The 13,633-nt window shown below is 60.2% G+C and carries 16 protein-coding genes; 5 read left to right on the top strand and 11 right to left on the bottom strand.

From position 1 onward, the window contains the following. Positions 1–34 precede the first annotated feature (34 nt). The gene (locus ACI2KA_RS10375) at positions 35–1,081 is read right to left on the bottom strand and encodes a GGDEF domain-containing protein (protein ID WP_404501692.1); all 1,047 of its coding nucleotides are present in this window, start codon (positions 1,079–1,081) and stop codon (positions 35–37) included. Between the two features lie 255 nt (positions 1,082–1,336). Here ACI2KA_RS10375 and ACI2KA_RS10370 point away from each other — a divergent pair, with 255 nt between their 5' ends. After that, positions 1,337–2,032 carry a glutathione S-transferase family protein gene (locus ACI2KA_RS10370; RefSeq protein ID WP_404501690.1) on the top strand — a complete coding sequence of 232 codons (696 nt, stop codon included), beginning with the start codon at positions 1,337–1,339 and terminating at the stop codon, positions 2,030–2,032. A gap of 103 nt (positions 2,033–2,135) precedes the next feature. Then, positions 2,136–2,558, top strand: coding sequence for a nucleoside-diphosphate kinase (gene ndk / locus ACI2KA_RS10365; protein ID WP_003496769.1), 423 nt, complete (start codon positions 2,136–2,138; stop codon positions 2,556–2,558). A gap of 192 nt (positions 2,559–2,750) precedes the next feature. Here the strand turns inward: ndk and ACI2KA_RS10360 are convergent, their stop codons facing one another. After that, positions 2,751–3,263 carry a hypothetical protein gene (locus tag ACI2KA_RS10360; RefSeq protein WP_404501689.1) on the bottom strand — a complete coding sequence of 171 codons (513 nt, stop codon included), beginning with the start codon at positions 3,261–3,263 and terminating at the stop codon, positions 2,751–2,753. Then, positions 3,260–3,811 carry a CGNR zinc finger domain-containing protein gene (locus ACI2KA_RS10355; protein ID WP_404501687.1) on the bottom strand — a complete coding sequence of 184 codons (552 nt, stop codon included), beginning with the start codon at positions 3,809–3,811 and terminating at the stop codon, positions 3,260–3,262. Before ACI2KA_RS10355 ends, ACI2KA_RS10360 begins: the two co-directional genes overlap by 4 nt. Before the next feature lie 61 nt (positions 3,812–3,872). On the opposite strand from ACI2KA_RS10355, the gene ACI2KA_RS10350 reads away from it, so the two are divergent. Continuing rightward, entirely contained in the window at positions 3,873–4,769 is an 897-nt protein-coding gene (locus ACI2KA_RS10350) for a branched-chain amino acid ABC transporter permease (protein WP_404501686.1), read from the top strand. Positions 4,770–4,830: 61 nt separating this feature from the next. On the opposite strand, the gene ACI2KA_RS10345 is transcribed toward ACI2KA_RS10350, so the two are convergent. From ACI2KA_RS10345 to ACI2KA_RS10325, 5 genes are all read right to left on the bottom strand, one after another. Further along, on the bottom strand, positions 4,831–5,298 hold the full coding sequence (locus ACI2KA_RS10345; RefSeq protein WP_404501684.1) for a molybdenum cofactor biosynthesis protein MoaE: 468 nt from the start codon (positions 5,296–5,298) through the stop codon (positions 4,831–4,833). 4 nt (positions 5,299–5,302) lie between these two features. Beyond that, positions 5,303–5,557: a molybdopterin converting factor subunit 1 gene (moaD, locus tag ACI2KA_RS10340; RefSeq protein WP_404501682.1), complete on the bottom strand. Its 255-nt coding sequence runs from the start codon at positions 5,555–5,557 to the stop codon at positions 5,303–5,305. Continuing rightward, positions 5,557–6,144, bottom strand: a complete 588-nt coding sequence (gene pgsA, locus ACI2KA_RS10335; RefSeq protein ID WP_404501680.1) for a CDP-diacylglycerol--glycerol-3-phosphate 3-phosphatidyltransferase — start codon at positions 6,142–6,144, stop codon at positions 5,557–5,559. Before pgsA ends, moaD begins: the two co-directional genes overlap by 1 nt. 103 nt (positions 6,145–6,247) lie before the next feature. Next, the gene (gene uvrC / locus ACI2KA_RS10330; protein WP_404501678.1) at positions 6,248–8,293 is read right to left on the bottom strand and encodes an excinuclease ABC subunit UvrC; all 2,046 of its coding nucleotides are present in this window, start codon (positions 8,291–8,293) and stop codon (positions 6,248–6,250) included. Then, positions 8,290–9,078, bottom strand: coding sequence for an SDR family oxidoreductase (locus ACI2KA_RS10325; RefSeq protein ID WP_404501676.1), 789 nt, complete (start codon positions 9,076–9,078; stop codon positions 8,290–8,292). Before ACI2KA_RS10325 ends, uvrC begins: the two co-directional genes overlap by 4 nt. Before the next feature lie 349 nt (positions 9,079–9,427). Between ACI2KA_RS10325 and ACI2KA_RS10320 the strand changes: the two genes are divergently transcribed. Continuing rightward, on the top strand, positions 9,428–10,084 hold the full coding sequence (locus ACI2KA_RS10320; protein WP_404501674.1) for an outer membrane protein: 657 nt from the start codon (positions 9,428–9,430) through the stop codon (positions 10,082–10,084). Positions 10,085–10,194: 110 nt separating this feature from the next. Here ACI2KA_RS10320 and ACI2KA_RS10315 read toward each other — a convergent pair whose 3' ends face one another. Together ACI2KA_RS10315 and ACI2KA_RS10310 are read right to left on the bottom strand one after the other, a co-directional pair. Continuing rightward, positions 10,195–10,791 carry a glutathione S-transferase gene (locus ACI2KA_RS10315; RefSeq protein WP_404501672.1) on the bottom strand — a complete coding sequence of 199 codons (597 nt, stop codon included), beginning with the start codon at positions 10,789–10,791 and terminating at the stop codon, positions 10,195–10,197. Positions 10,792–10,822: 31 nt separating this feature from the next. Then, entirely contained in the window at positions 10,823–11,581 is a 759-nt protein-coding gene (locus ACI2KA_RS10310) for a ribonuclease (RefSeq protein ID WP_404501670.1), read from the bottom strand. Between the two features lie 198 nt (positions 11,582–11,779). Between ACI2KA_RS10310 and ACI2KA_RS10305 the strand changes: the two genes are divergently transcribed. Next, entirely contained in the window at positions 11,780–12,727 is a 948-nt protein-coding gene (locus ACI2KA_RS10305; protein WP_404501668.1) for a lysylphosphatidylglycerol synthase domain-containing protein, read from the top strand. A 3-nt stretch (positions 12,728–12,730) separates the two neighbouring features. Here the strand turns inward: ACI2KA_RS10305 and ACI2KA_RS10300 are convergent, their stop codons facing one another. Next, positions 12,731–13,594, bottom strand: coding sequence for a 23S rRNA (adenine(2030)-N(6))-methyltransferase RlmJ (locus ACI2KA_RS10300; RefSeq protein WP_404501666.1), 864 nt, complete (start codon positions 13,592–13,594; stop codon positions 12,731–12,733). Positions 13,595–13,633 lie beyond the last annotated feature (39 nt).

Here is a 13,633-nt window from a genome sequence, read left to right as displayed (position 1 = left end):
GAGCGCCCGCGCCACACCGCAAGAGAATGCGGCTTCAACAGCCGAGCTGCGCCAGATAGCTGCTGCGGCTGTGCTGTGCGACGTCCCGCGAATAACCGATGACGCAATTGCGCGCGCCGCAGCGTGCCGAAAGCAGGGCGAGTTCGGCATGGCTGAAAAATTCGCCCGGCGTGGCCGTGCCGTCCACCGCGGCAACGCCGATCGAGACCGTCAGATGTTCGCCTTCACCTTCGCTGGTCACAAAACGCAGCGTCTCGACATTTTGCCGCAGGCGTTCGGCGATGGCTTCGGCCGTGTTTTGTGAAACGCCCGCAAACAGGAAGGCGAATTCATTGCCGCCGATGCGGGCGACGAAATCGTCCTTCTTGATCGTCTTGCGGAACAGTGCGGCCAGCCGCCTCAACGCCTTGTTGCCGGCGGCGGAGCCGTATTTGTTGTTGATCTCGCGGAAATGATCGATGTTGAGCAGCATCAGCGAAACGGCGGATGCCGCCCGGTCTCCGGCGAAAAGGCCGCCGAGTTTTTCAAGAAAGGCCGCACGGTTGGGAAGTGTGGTCAGGGCGTCACGCAGGGAACCGGCCTGCAGGTCCGCCCGGCGTTTTTCAACCTCGCGGATCTTCATCAGACCCATGGAGACGAAGTGGCGGAGGCTCGCTTGTTCCTCGTGAATGTCGCTGACCAGCTGCGCCAGCCGCTCCATTGATGGCGGTTCGTGCTCTTCCGCCTCGGAAATGCCGGCAATGAATGTTTCGGTGCGCTGCAGTCCGGCGTCCAGCCTTGCGGAGATTTGCTTCAGTGTTTCCAGCGCTTCGCTTGCCATCTGCTCGGCCTCGATCTTCGAAAAGCCGGGCAGATTGTGCCGTTGACCGATCATATCGATCTCGTGCTGTTGCGGCGCGTTGCCAAGCGCCAATATGTCACGGCCCATGGCCGGGTTGTGACCCGACAATATTTCGTAGATCAATTCGTAATTTCGCGGCAGGGGCGCGATGTTCATCTTGGCAATGAACTGCGTGATTCTCGTAACGACAAGAGCGTTTCTCGTCTGCTCACGTTTCTTGTCGCCCGCCGATGTCGTCACTGACAGCCCCAATACCTGTAGATTGTTATGAATGCACCGGCGATTACCGATTATCGAACGGGGTTATTCTTACAAGCAACGGTTTAAAATAGCCTAAACCGGCGAGAATTTTCGTCGCCGGAGCCCGCAAATTCGCGCATGGGGTTGATGTGGCCGATGTTTTTCCTGATCGATTACATGACAAATCCTGATTTGATTTCAGCCGGCGACCGTTTTTAATATCGCCGATAAAATGTTGCAGAAGAGGGGTAGCCCATGACGACGTCAAGAACGCTCTATTCGCTGTGTGGAAGCGATATTTCCCGGCCGTTTTCTCCGCATTGCTGGAAAACCGTGCTTTCGCTGGCGCATAAGGGACTGGATTTCGAGGAGCGGCCTTTGCCCTTCACCATCATCCCGACGGTGGAAGACGGTTTTTCGAAGACGGTGCCGATCCTGCGCGATGGCGACCAGCTGGTGAGCGACAGTTTCGAGATCGCGCTTTATCTGGACGACGCCTATCCGGAGCGCCCGTCGCTGTTTGACGGGGAGGGCGGCAAGGCCATGGCCCGTTTCGTTGAAAGCTGGTCGCAGACGGTGCTTCACCCGGCCATTACCCGTATCGCCGTGCTCGATATCCACGACATGCTGGACGATCCGGATCGCCGTTATTTTCGTGATAGCCGCACGAAGTTGCTTGGCCGCCCGCTTGAGGATGTGGTGGCCAATCGCGAGACGGAAATCGCCGCCTTTCCCGCATTGCTGACGCCGATCCGCCGGATGCTGGGCTTCCAGCCCTTTATTGGCGGCACCTCGCCGCTCTTTGCCGATTACATCGTGTTCGGTGCGCTGCAATGGGCGCGGATCACCACCGGGGCCGATCTGTTTTCCGACAATGACCCGGTGCGGGACTGGTTCGAGGGCTGCCTCGATCTCTATGATGCGAGAGGCCGCAGTGTGACAGCGGCGTGAAATGTCTCACGTCATCGTCGCAATCTGGTCGATGCCCCTTGTTTTCGGGCCTTTGGGCGGGTAAAGACCGCCCACTTTCTCTGAAGGAAAAGGAAACGGACACATGGCGATTGAACGCACATTTTCGATGATCAAGCCGGACGCAACCAAGCGTAACCTGACGGGCGCGATCACCAAGGTATTTGAAGACAACGGCCTGCGCGTCGTCGCCTCCAAGCGCGTCTGGATGAGCAAGCGCGAAGCCGAAGGCTTCTACGCCGTTCACAAGGAGCGTCCCTTCTTCGGCGAGCTCGTTGAAGGCATGACCTCCGGCCCGACCATCGTTCAGGTTCTGGAAGGCGAAAACGCCATCCTCAAGAACCGCGAAATCATGGGCGCCACCAACCCGGCCCAGGCCGCTGAAGGCACCATTCGCAAGACCTTCGCGCTCTCCATCGGCGAAAACTCGGTGCACGGCTCGGACGCCCCGGAAACCGCCGCACAGGAAATCGCCTACTGGTTCGCCGAAACCGAAATCGTCGGCTGATTCAAAATCTCAGCGGCTTGAATCGCCGTTTCAGGCGGTTTGGTGAAGTTGCTGAAAAGATTAGAAAAAACGGGGCTGAAAGGCTCCGTTTTTTGTTTTGCGGCACCGGAAATGGGTTCCTGTACCGCACATCCCCACACCCTCGTTCCGGGGAACACGGATGAGGAGAGGTTGCATCCACTCCGTCAGCCCCTACGACGCCGGGCACCCCTGAACCGGCCGCATATCCGTCGTGCCATCCGGTTTGAACACCTCCGGATTGGGCGTATAGAGCGGGCCGACCACCAGCGGCTTGGCCGGAAGAAGCGACTGGTCGGTGTCGGAGCGGATCGTGGTCTCGATCGTCTGCAGAATGTCGCCTTCCGGCCCCTTGATGCGGAGGGTGACCCGGTAAGGCCGGTCCTGCTTCACACACTCGACTGGCGGGCTTTGAACGACGATCTTTTCGTCTGCTGGAAAAATCCTGTCGCGTGTCGTCAGGTCAGGGCCACCGCGCGGATTTTCGAACGTGGCTTCCAGCGTGCTGCCATCGCGAATGGGGGCAATGCGCTGGAGGGTCACCAGATAGGTGGCGATGGCGACGCGATAATTGAAGACGAACATGCGGCCGGAAATCTTTGCGACCTCGCGCGGCTCGTCGCGCTGGCAGGCCGAAAGCCCGAGTGCGGCGGTTATTACCAGCAATGGCAAGGCAATCATCTTCATTCCAGCGCCTCCTTCTTCCGGTGATAGTGCCGGCTGGCCTTTCGCCGGTTGCCGCACACCGCCATGTCGCACCAGACCCGGCTTCTGTTCTTGCTGCGGTCGATGAAAAGCCAGCCGCAATTGCCGCAGATCCGCAGTCTTTCCCGTGTCTGTGCGGCCAGCAGCGACAGCGCGGAATGGGCGGTGGCATTGCCGAGACTTTCGGCCCGCGGAAATGCGCGAAGGGCCGTACCGCAGGCGAAGAGAAGTCGCGCCAGCCGGCCGTCGTCATCGCCGCCCCTGATGATGGTTGCGCGGAAATAATCGTCGATTGCTTCGCGTAACTCCAGAAAAACCGGCCGCTGTTGCGCTTCCGGCGCGAGGAGCACGGGAAACCGGTCACGCTCGGCACCGAGCCGTGCCGACGCCTCGGCAAAGGCGATGATCTGCTCCGAGACGGCAAAACGGTCGACCGATTTTGCCGCGTCCGCGCGCAGCACCACACTATTGGCGACGTCCAGCGCCAGGGCGCCGCCTGCGAAACGATGTGCTGTCCAGCGAAAAGTCATGGCGCACATTATAACTGTCAAAATGCATTTTAATAGTTATAATAATGGCGGGAGGACGCGCATGGCCTATTTCCTGCAACAATTGCTGAATGCCGTGCCGGTTGCCGCCCTTTATGCGGTTCTGGCCTTTGGTTACGCCATCGCCTTTTCCATTACCAGACGCGCCGATGTCACCTATGGCGCCATAGTCGCCTTTGCCGGCCAGACATGCCTGCTGTTTGCCGATTTCGGCTGGAACCGGCTCTGGCTGGTGCTGCCGGCGACGCTCGCGCTCGGGGCAGGGGCCGGCCTGTTCGGCGGGCTGTGGGCGGCGGGTTTTGTCGGCAGGGCGGTGATGCGGCCGCTGGCGAAGGCCTCTCCCAATGCGGTGACGGTGGCCTCCGTCGGCGTGTTGATCGCGCTGACCGAAAGCGCGAGGCTGGCCGCCGATACAAGGCAATTATGGCTGCCGCCGCTTCTGTCGGACCCGGTGCGTTTCTGGACAAATGACGGGTTTGCCGTGACCCTGACGCCGTTGCAGATCATGAATACGGCGGCTTTCTGCCTGCTCATCCTCTCCGGCTCGCTTTATCTCCGCCGTTCCGCTTTCGGCAGGCGCTGGAAGGCGGTTTCGGACGATGCTTTCGCCGCCGCGCTCTGCGGCGTGAATGCAGGCAAAATATTCCTTCTGTCCTATTGCGCGGCGGGCCTCGTCGCCGCCATCGCCGGCGTGCTGGCCACGTTTTATTACGGCACCATGGATTTCGGCGCCGGTCTCGTCTTTGGCCTGAAGGTGGTGCTGATTTCGGCGGCAGGCGGTTATGCCAGCCCGCTGATCTGCGGCCTGGGGGCCGCTGCCGTCGGTTTTGCCGAAACATTCTGGGTCGGTTACGGCCCGGTCGCCTGGCGGGATGCCGCGGTTCTGGCGATGCTGGTCGGCTGGCTGATCGTCATGCGCAGCAGGGTGGAGGCGCCTTAGAGCATTTCCAGGAAAAGTGGAACGCGGTTTTCCGTCCGGAAGCACGAGAAAAGAAGAGACACTATCGCCATCTGTCCTTGGCCTTATCGTCGGTCGCCTTTGCCGCAACCCAGTCGCCTGCCGGACCATCCCTGCCATGTTCCTTCTTCCAGAACGGGGCAGCGGTCTTGAGATAGTCCATCACGAAATTGGCGCCGTCGAAGGCGGCCTGTCGATGCGATGAAGCGGCGATGACGAGGACGATGTTTTCGCCGGCGGCGATCTTGCCGTGGCGGTGGATGGCGGTGAGGCCGAGCAGGCCGAAACGCTCGATGGCAAGTCTGGCAATGCGGGTGATTTCCGCTTCCGCCATGCCGGGATAGTGTTCGAGTTCCAGAGCGGCCAGCGTGCCGCCATCATCCCGGCAGAGCCCGGTGAACGCCACGACCGCGCCGATGCTTCCGTTGCCCTGCGTCAACAGGCGTGTTTCTTCGGCGGCGTCGAAATCTTCCGCCTGTACGCGCACGGTCGGCTGAACGGCGTTCCGCATCCGCTCATCCCCCGGTCATCGGCGGGAAGATGCCGATCTCGCTTGCGCCGGCGATGCTCTCGTCATGTTCGACATGTTCCTGATTGACGGCAACGCGGATCACATCCGGAAATTCGAAGGCCGCCTCGTAGTTTTCGCCACGGGTGGTGAGCCAGGCGACCAGTTCACCGGCCGTCGTGACGGAGGAGGGGATGTCCAGCTCCTCTTCGTCAGTGCCGATCTTTTCGCGCACCCAGGCGAAATAAACGATCCGTGTCATCAGTCTTCGTCCACGATGTGCTTCAGGCCGGCCTTGAAGTAATCATAACCGGTATACATGGTGAGCGCCGCCGCAAGCCAGAGAAGCGTGATCCCTATTTCGGTCGTATAGGGCAGGACCTTGTCGCCCGCAGGGCCGGCGAGAAGAAAGGCGATGGCGACCATCTGGATCGTCGTCTTCCACTTCGCAATACGGGTGACGGGAACGCTGACCTTCAGCGCCGCCAGATATTCGCGCAGGCCCGACACCAGGATTTCGCGGCAGAGGATGGTGATGGCGGCCCAGAGCGACCAGCCGGCAATGGTGCCGTCCGCGGCCATCAACAGCAGCACGGACGCGACCAGCAGCTTGTCGGCGATCGGATCCAGCATCCGGCCGATATTGGAGGTCTGGTTCCAGATACGGGCCAGATAACCATCGAGAAAATCGGTCAGCGAGGCGATGATGAACAGCCAGAGCGCCGTCCAGCGCGCGAAATCCGAGCTTTCCAGCTTCCCCTCGATGAAGAAGCACAAAACAATGACAGGAACCGCGAGGATGCGGCCGTAGGTGAGAAGGTTGGGGATGCTGTATGCGCGCGAAGCCATGGGAAACCTGTCAGTCTAAGATCAGCTGCCTTGATGCCGCCCCTTAAGGAGAGCGTCAACATGCGATTATGTTTTTTTAGCAGTTCGCCACGACGCTGCGGTATCAATCGCCGCCGCTCTCGTGGAAGTGATTGTAGATTTGCCGTGCCACGGTCTCGGAAATGCCGCTGACGGCCATCAGATCGTTGAGCCCGGCGCGGGACACCGCCTTGGCCGTGCCGAAATGCTGCAGCAGGGAGCGCTTGCGCCCCGGGCCGATCCCTGAGATTTCATCCAGCGGATTGCGCACCATTTCCTTCTTGCGCCGCGCCCGGTGTGAGCCGATGGCGAAACGGTGTGCCTCGTCGCGCATGCGCTGGATGAAATAAAGCACGGGATCGCGCGGCGGCAGCGAGAAATCGCTGCGCCCGTCCGCAAAGAAGCGCTCGCGGCCCGCTTCGCGGTCCACGCCCTTCGCCACGCCGATGGCCGTCACACAGTCGCGAATGCCGAGTTCGTCGAGAATGGCCCTGACCGCCGTCATCTGCCCCTGACCGCCATCGATCAGGATCACATCCGGCCAGGCGGGGAACGGCATGTCGGCGGCTTCCTCCGCAGTCGGCGTCCGTTCGCGATCCGGCTTTCCTTCTTCCTTCAGGAGGCGGGAAAAACGGCGGGTCATCACCTCGCGCATCATGCCGAAGTCGTCGCCGGGGGTGATGTCGGTCGATTTGATGTTGAACTTGCGGTACTGGTTCTTCACGAAACCTTCCGGCCCGGCCACCACCATGCCCCCCACGGCATTGGTGCCCATGATGTGCGAGTTATCGTAGATCTCGATGCGTCGCGGCACGGTGGAAAGGCCGAAGGTCTCGGCAAAACCTTTCAGCAGCCGCGCCTGAGACGAGGTTTCCGCCAGCTTGCGGCCATGCGCCTCGCGGGCATTGGCCAGCACATGGTCGGTAATGTCCTTCTTCTCGCCGCGCTGCGGCACGCTGATCGTGACCTTGTGCCCCGCCTTTTCGCCAAGTGCTGCGGCCAGCAGTTCCTGCTCCTCCACCGTTTCGGAAAGCAGGATCTGTTTCGGCACCGGCTTGTCATCGTAAAACTGCGCCAGGAAGGCATTGAGGATTTCCGAGCCGGGCAGGGAGGGATCGGCCTTCGGGAAATAGGCGCGGTTGCCCCAGTTTTGGCCGGTACGGAAAAAGAACACCTGGATGCAGGAAATGCCGCCTTCGTGATGGATGGCGAAGACATCCGCCTCCTCGATGCCGGCGGGATTGATACCCTGATGGCTCTGGACATGCGACAGCGCGGCGAGCCGGTCGCGATAGACCGCGGCGCGCTCGAAATCCAGATCCTCGGCCGCCTCGTTCATCTGCCGCGCAATGGCGGTCTTGACGCTCTGGCTCTTGCCGGACAGGAAATCCTTGGCTTCCTTGACGAGTTCTGCATACCCCTGATCGCTGATCTCATGCGTACAGGGGCCGGAACAGCGCTTGATCTGGTAGAGAAGACAGGGGCGCGTGCGGGTCTCGAAAACGCTGTCGGTACAGGTGCGGATCAAAAAGGCCCGCTGCAGCGAATTGATCGTGCGGCCCACGGCGCCGGCCGACGCAAAGGGGCCGAAATAATCGCCCTTGCGTGCCCGGGCGCCGCGATGCTTGAAGATCGCCGGCGCACGATTGTCGGCGGTGATGAGAATATAGGGAAACGACTTGTCGTCGCGCAGAAGCACATTAAAGCGCGGCCGCAAGCGCTTGATGAGGTTAGCTTCCAAGAGAAGCGCCTCGGTCTCCGTGCGGGTGGTGACGAATTCCATATGGGTGGTCAGCCGCACCATCTGGGCGATGCGGTTGGAATGCACGCGGCCCTGGGCATAATTGCCGACGCGCTTCTTCAGCGACCGCGCCTTGCCGACGTAAAGCACGTCGCCCGCCTCGTTGAACATGCGGTAGACGCCCGGCGCATTCGGCAGGTGTTTGACGAATTCGCCGATGAGGTCCATGCCCTTCAGGCCGGATTCGTTCTTCCAGCCCGCATTCCAGTCCATGCCGGCGACATCGCGCGAAGCCTCGCCCGCATCCGTCGCGGCAAGGCTGGCATCGTCGTCTTCATCGTCGGTTTCATCGAAGAGAATACCGCCATCAGGCAGCTTCTTTCCGTTCATTCAGGTATCTCCGCCACGTCAGGGGTTTCCCAGCCAAGATGCTGGCCGCCGTCGAGCGCGATCATTTGTCCGGTGACCGACGGCGTGTCAAAAAGAAAGCGAATCGTCCGCCCGAACTCCTCCGGTGCGGGACCACGCTTTAATATAAGGCCGTCGATCTGCGCCTGAAAGTCCTCGGGCGCTTGTCTTTCGCTTTTGAAGGAGGGACCCGGCCCGATGGCGTTGACCCTGACGCGGGGCGCAAAGCTCTGCGCCATCGTTTTTGTCGCCGTCCAGAGGGCGGATTTCGAAAGCGTATAGGAATAGAAACGTGGCGTGAGCGCCAGCACACGCTGATCGATGATATTGACGATCAGGCCGGATTTATCCCGTGGCAACTGTTCGACGAAGGCGGCGGCGATGAGGGACGGCGCCCGCACATGCACGGTAAAATGCGCATCGAAGATCGCCGGATCGGGTTTATCCGCCGTGTCATCCAGAAAAACCGACGCATTGTTGACGACAACGCCGATGGGGCCGAGAGCGGAAGCGGCCTTGTCGACAAGTGCCATGGTCGGTGCGGATTGTGTCAGATCCGCCTGAACGGCAACGGCTTTGCCACCGTTTTGCCTTATTTCGTTAGCGAATTCCTCGGCTTTCGCCATCGATTCATTGGCATGGACGGCGATGGCGAAGCCGTGGGCGGCCAGATCGGTGGCGATTGCCCGCCCCAGCCGGCGCGCGGCTCCCGTTATCAAGACTGTCTTTTGTATATTTTCTTTCACGGCGGACCTGCATTTGCTCATACACGCCCTATTTGCTGGATATAAATGCAAATCGCAAGCTGTCCGTCGGCCCCAAAAGAATTGGGCGATTTTTTATTCACAATGCAATTTCGGTTTAATTTTAATATAACTAAGTTTAAAGTCGATCTATTGATGGTTAGGCTTCTGTTAGGGTTAATAAAACCCTTGTGGCAATTAGGCAACGTCTAATTCTAGTCACGTCTCTGCCGCAAACAATTCACATTTTGGCTCTTTGATCTCCGCATTCTCCCATCAAGTTCAGTTTCCAGAGGGGCGATTAACCCGACGAGTTTACACCGCGTCTGAAAACGATGTTTTGAGTGCAGAGCGGTCCTGAAAGGAGAATAACATGCGTATTTTCGTAGCAACCCTTATGGCTTCGACCATGGCAGCCGCCGGCTTTTCGGCTGCTCACGCCGCTGACGCCGTAAATGAAGTGCCGCAGGCACCGGTGTCCTACGACCAGCCCGCACCGGTCAAGGATTGGTCCGGCGCCTACCTCGGTGGTACGGTCAACTATGACTGGGGCCGTTTCAGCTCCAGCAATGACGGCCGTGACGCCAAGGGCTTCGGTGGCGGCCTCTACGGCGGTTACAACATGCAGAGCGGCCAGATCGTTTACGGTGCTGAAGCAGACGTGAACCTGGGCGACGAGAAGGGCTCCGCCGGTACGGTTGCCGGCAACGCCATCGAAGGCAAGCAGGGCGTTAACGGCTCGCTGCGTGGCCGCGTCGGTTACGACATGAACCCGTTCCTGCTCTATGGTACGGCCGGTCTTGCCGTCTCCGACAACAAGGTTAGCGACGCGACCTCCAAGGACAGCGCCACCGCCCTCGGTTACACCGTCGGTGCCGGTGTTGAAGCCATGGTGACCGACAACATCACCGCCCGTCTGGAATATCGCTACAGCGACTACCAGAAGAAGGACTACGGTCTCGACTCCGGCGCATTCTCGCGCGGTTTCGACGATCACTCCGTCAAGGCCGGTATCGGCGTCAAGTTCTGATCCTTCCGGATCGGTCAAGGAAAAGCCGGGGTTTGTGCCCCGGCTTTTTTGTTTTTGCCATCGGTGGCGGCCGGCCCGCGAAGGGGCCGGGCGCCGTGCCTGCCTTCGTGTCAGGCAGCCGCCTTCATTTCCGCATAGGCCTCGAAGCGCTTGCCGAAGGTCTCCGGCCATTGCGAAAGCGCCTCGCGCCCCTCGGCCCATTCACCCGCGAAACGCAAATCGAGATAACCGATCAACGCGGCCAGGGCGAAATGGCCGCCATGCAGCTTCTTGCCGGTCTTCGGTAGGTTCGCGTTCAGATGATCGAGACCCCGCACCACTTTTTTCCACTGCTTGTCGATCCAGGGCTGGTGGATCTTGTCTTCGGGGCGAAAACGACGCTCGTAAACGATGGCCAGCAGGCAATCCATGATGCCGTCGCAAAGCGCTTCCAGAATTTCCACTTCCGTGCGCTTGCCGTCCTTTTTGGGGTAGAGCTTGCCGCCGGAAAGACGGTTCAGATAATGCATGATCGTCACGCTGTCATAGACGGATCCGCCGTCATCCAGAAGCAGGACGGGGATTTTGCCCAGCGGATTGTTGTCCATCAATGTTGCCGGTTCGGCATTGGTGTCGACGCGCACCGATGTGATGTCGATTCCGAGATGGCGGGCGGCCATGCGCACCTTGGCGGAATAGGGGGAGGCGGGCGAATAGAGCAGTTCCATGGTTGCGTCCTGTGGGGTTGATGTCTGGTGATTAGCGTATCGGGATGATTTCGGTGGAGCCGGCGCGGCATCCCCGGCGGTCAAGCTCGGGGCAGTCGCGGAATGTCAGGTCCCTGTTGAGGCAGATGCGCACTTCCTCCAGGCGCCTTCCGTCGCAGCTGATCGAAATGCCGCGTTTCGACAGGCCCGGATTGGCGTCGGTGAAGGCGGTTTCGATGGCGTCGGCGGACAGAGTGGCGGCCCGGGTGCCGGAAGCGATCGTCTCCGGCAGCCTCACCGCCGCGAAGGCGGCCCGCGTCGCCGAAAAATAATCCTTCTGCGACAGGCCGGAACAGGAGCCGTGCTTGCGCCACTGATGGCCGATGAGGCCCATGGACGGCATGATGTCGAACATGGAGCGGCCGATCGCGTCCGGAACACGGTCGGGTTCGCGGCTCTGGCAGAATTCGGGATAGCCGTTTTCGTTTTGCGGCCACAGCCCGTGCACCACGAAACCGTATCGCCTGTCGCTGCCGCATTGCTGGCGATTGCCGGCTCCTTCGGAACTGGCGCAGAAGGCCGGCGACCAGGAGAGCGACAGAACATAAAAATCGAATCCCGTTCCCTGAGGTGCGGAATTTTTGCCTGCATCGCGTCGGGCAGTATCGGGCTGGGCGCGTCCTGCGGGTTGCGACGACGCCTGCGTCTGCCGATCGTTCGGCGAACCGCTCGGAACGGGTTTTTCCTGCGAAAACCACAGCGCCGCAAGCGACAGCAGACCCAAGGCGATGAAACCCGCATAACGCTTCATTCCGCGCACGTTCCCCGGAAAGTGGACGACCTCATATCGCCATCGGCGACAAATCGGTCTTACATAAATTTGTGAACGAGGCAAACGGGCAAAAAGGTTGAAAGCTTTGCCGCATAACGAATAGAGTCGAACGAATCTTCCGCGAGAGACGGAAGCCGGGCCGGGGTGAAGCTGGAGGAAATAGGCGGGCATGACCGCATGAGATTCAAGAAATATATCTGGCCCGTCGTCGGTCTGGCGACGATCGGTTTTTCGGCATGGCTGCTCTATCATGAGCTGCGCGGTCTTTCCCTTGACGACTTGTGGGAAAGCCTCACGGCCATTCGTGTGCGGGACTGGGTGTGTTCCGGCATGGCAACGCTTCTGGCCTATGCAGCCCTTGCCGGTTACGACCGCATTGCGCTTCAGCATCTTGGCCGCAAGGTGAACTGGTTCTTCATCACGCTTACGTCCTTCACCACCTATGCGCTGTCCCACAATGTCGGCGCCTCCGTCTTTTCCGGGGCCGTGGTGCGTTACCGCGCCTATACGTCCAAGGGGCTGAGCGTTGCCGAAGTCGGCGTTCTCGTCGGATTGTGCTCCTTCACCTTCGTCATCGGCACGATCATGCTTATCGGCATGGTGCTGGTCTATGAGCCTGACATTACCGAGCGCTTCACCGGCATCCTGCCCGTGGAAGCATCAACGACCACCGGCATCCTGCTGCTGCTCGTCGTCGGCCTTTATGTGCTCGGCAGTCTGCTGAAGCTGAAGCCGCTGAAAATCCGCTCGTTTTTCCTGCCTTATCCAGCGCCGCGGCTGGTGGCGCAGCAGCTGATCATTGGTCCGATCGAACTGATCGGCGCGGCGGGCATCATTTATTTCGCCCTGCCGGAGGCCGGAAATCCGGGTTTCATGATCATCCTCGGCATATTCCTGATTTCCTTTTCGGCGGCGCTCATCTCGCATGCGCCGGGCGGGCTCGGCGTGCTGGAACTGGTTTTCGTCACCGGCCTGCCGGATATGAACCCCGCGGATGTGATTGCGGCGCTGCTGGTCTTCCGGCTGTTCTACCTCATCATTCCCTTCATCATGGCGCTGTTCGTGATCCTGTTCTTCGAGCGGTCACAGCTTGCGCAGGCACAGCGGCGGGAAGGCTTGAGATAACCCTCAATCCGCTTCCGGTTTTTCCTCGCCGCGCAACCAGAAGGCGCGGTGGGAAGCATATCTGTCCTGCGCCATCAGCGTCTTGAGGAAAGGCAAGAGCGTGTGCAGCTCGTCCTTCAGCGTATAGGGCGGGTTGACGATGATGAGGCCGGAACCGCTAAGGCCATCCAGCCGGTCGCTTTTGACGGAAAGCTCGGCGCACAGCATCTTCGGAATCTCGAAGGATTGCAGCCGCTCATGAAAATCCCTGATCGGCGCGCCCTTTTTCAGCGGATACCACAGGCAATAGGTGCCGGTGGAAAAACGCCGATAGGCCTTGTTCAGCCCGTCGGCCAGCCGCTGATATTCGTTTTCAAGCTCGAATGGCGGATCGACAAGGATGAGGCCGCGTTTTTCCTTCGGCGGCAGATGCGCGCCGAGCGACAGCCAGCCGTCCAGCTCCGTCACGCGAACCTGATAGTCCCCCTCGAACAGACGCGATAAAGCGCGGCTGTCGTCCGGATGCAGCTCCATGGCCGAAAGCCGGTCCTGCGGGCGGAACAGCATGCGCGCCAGTTTCGGCGAGCCGGGATAGAATTTTACGCCGCCCGCGGGGTTGAGCTCCTTAACGGCGGCAAGATAGGGCTCGAGCAGGTCGGCGATGGGGGCGGGCAGGTCGGCCTCCACCAGCTTGCCGATGCCGGTCTGCCATTCGCCGGTCTTCTGCGCCTCTTCCGAGGTCAGGTCGTAAAGGCCGATGCCGGCATGGGTGTCCAACACCCGGAACGCCTTGTCCTTGTTCTGCAGGTAGCGCACGAGACGGGCGAGAACGGCGTGTTTGAGGACATCCGCGAAATTGCCGGCGTGATAGATGTGGCGGTAGTTCATGGATATGTCTCGCTTGCCGTTTATCCGGATGAATGGTCA

The organism is Agrobacterium sp. NPDC089420, from assembly GCF_044900305.1.
In the GTDB taxonomy this organism is placed as follows: Bacteria; Pseudomonadota; Alphaproteobacteria; order Rhizobiales; family Rhizobiaceae; genus Agrobacterium.
The sequence above is the reverse complement of the archived record's forward strand: the minus strand, read 5'-3'. Positions and strand labels throughout refer to the sequence as shown.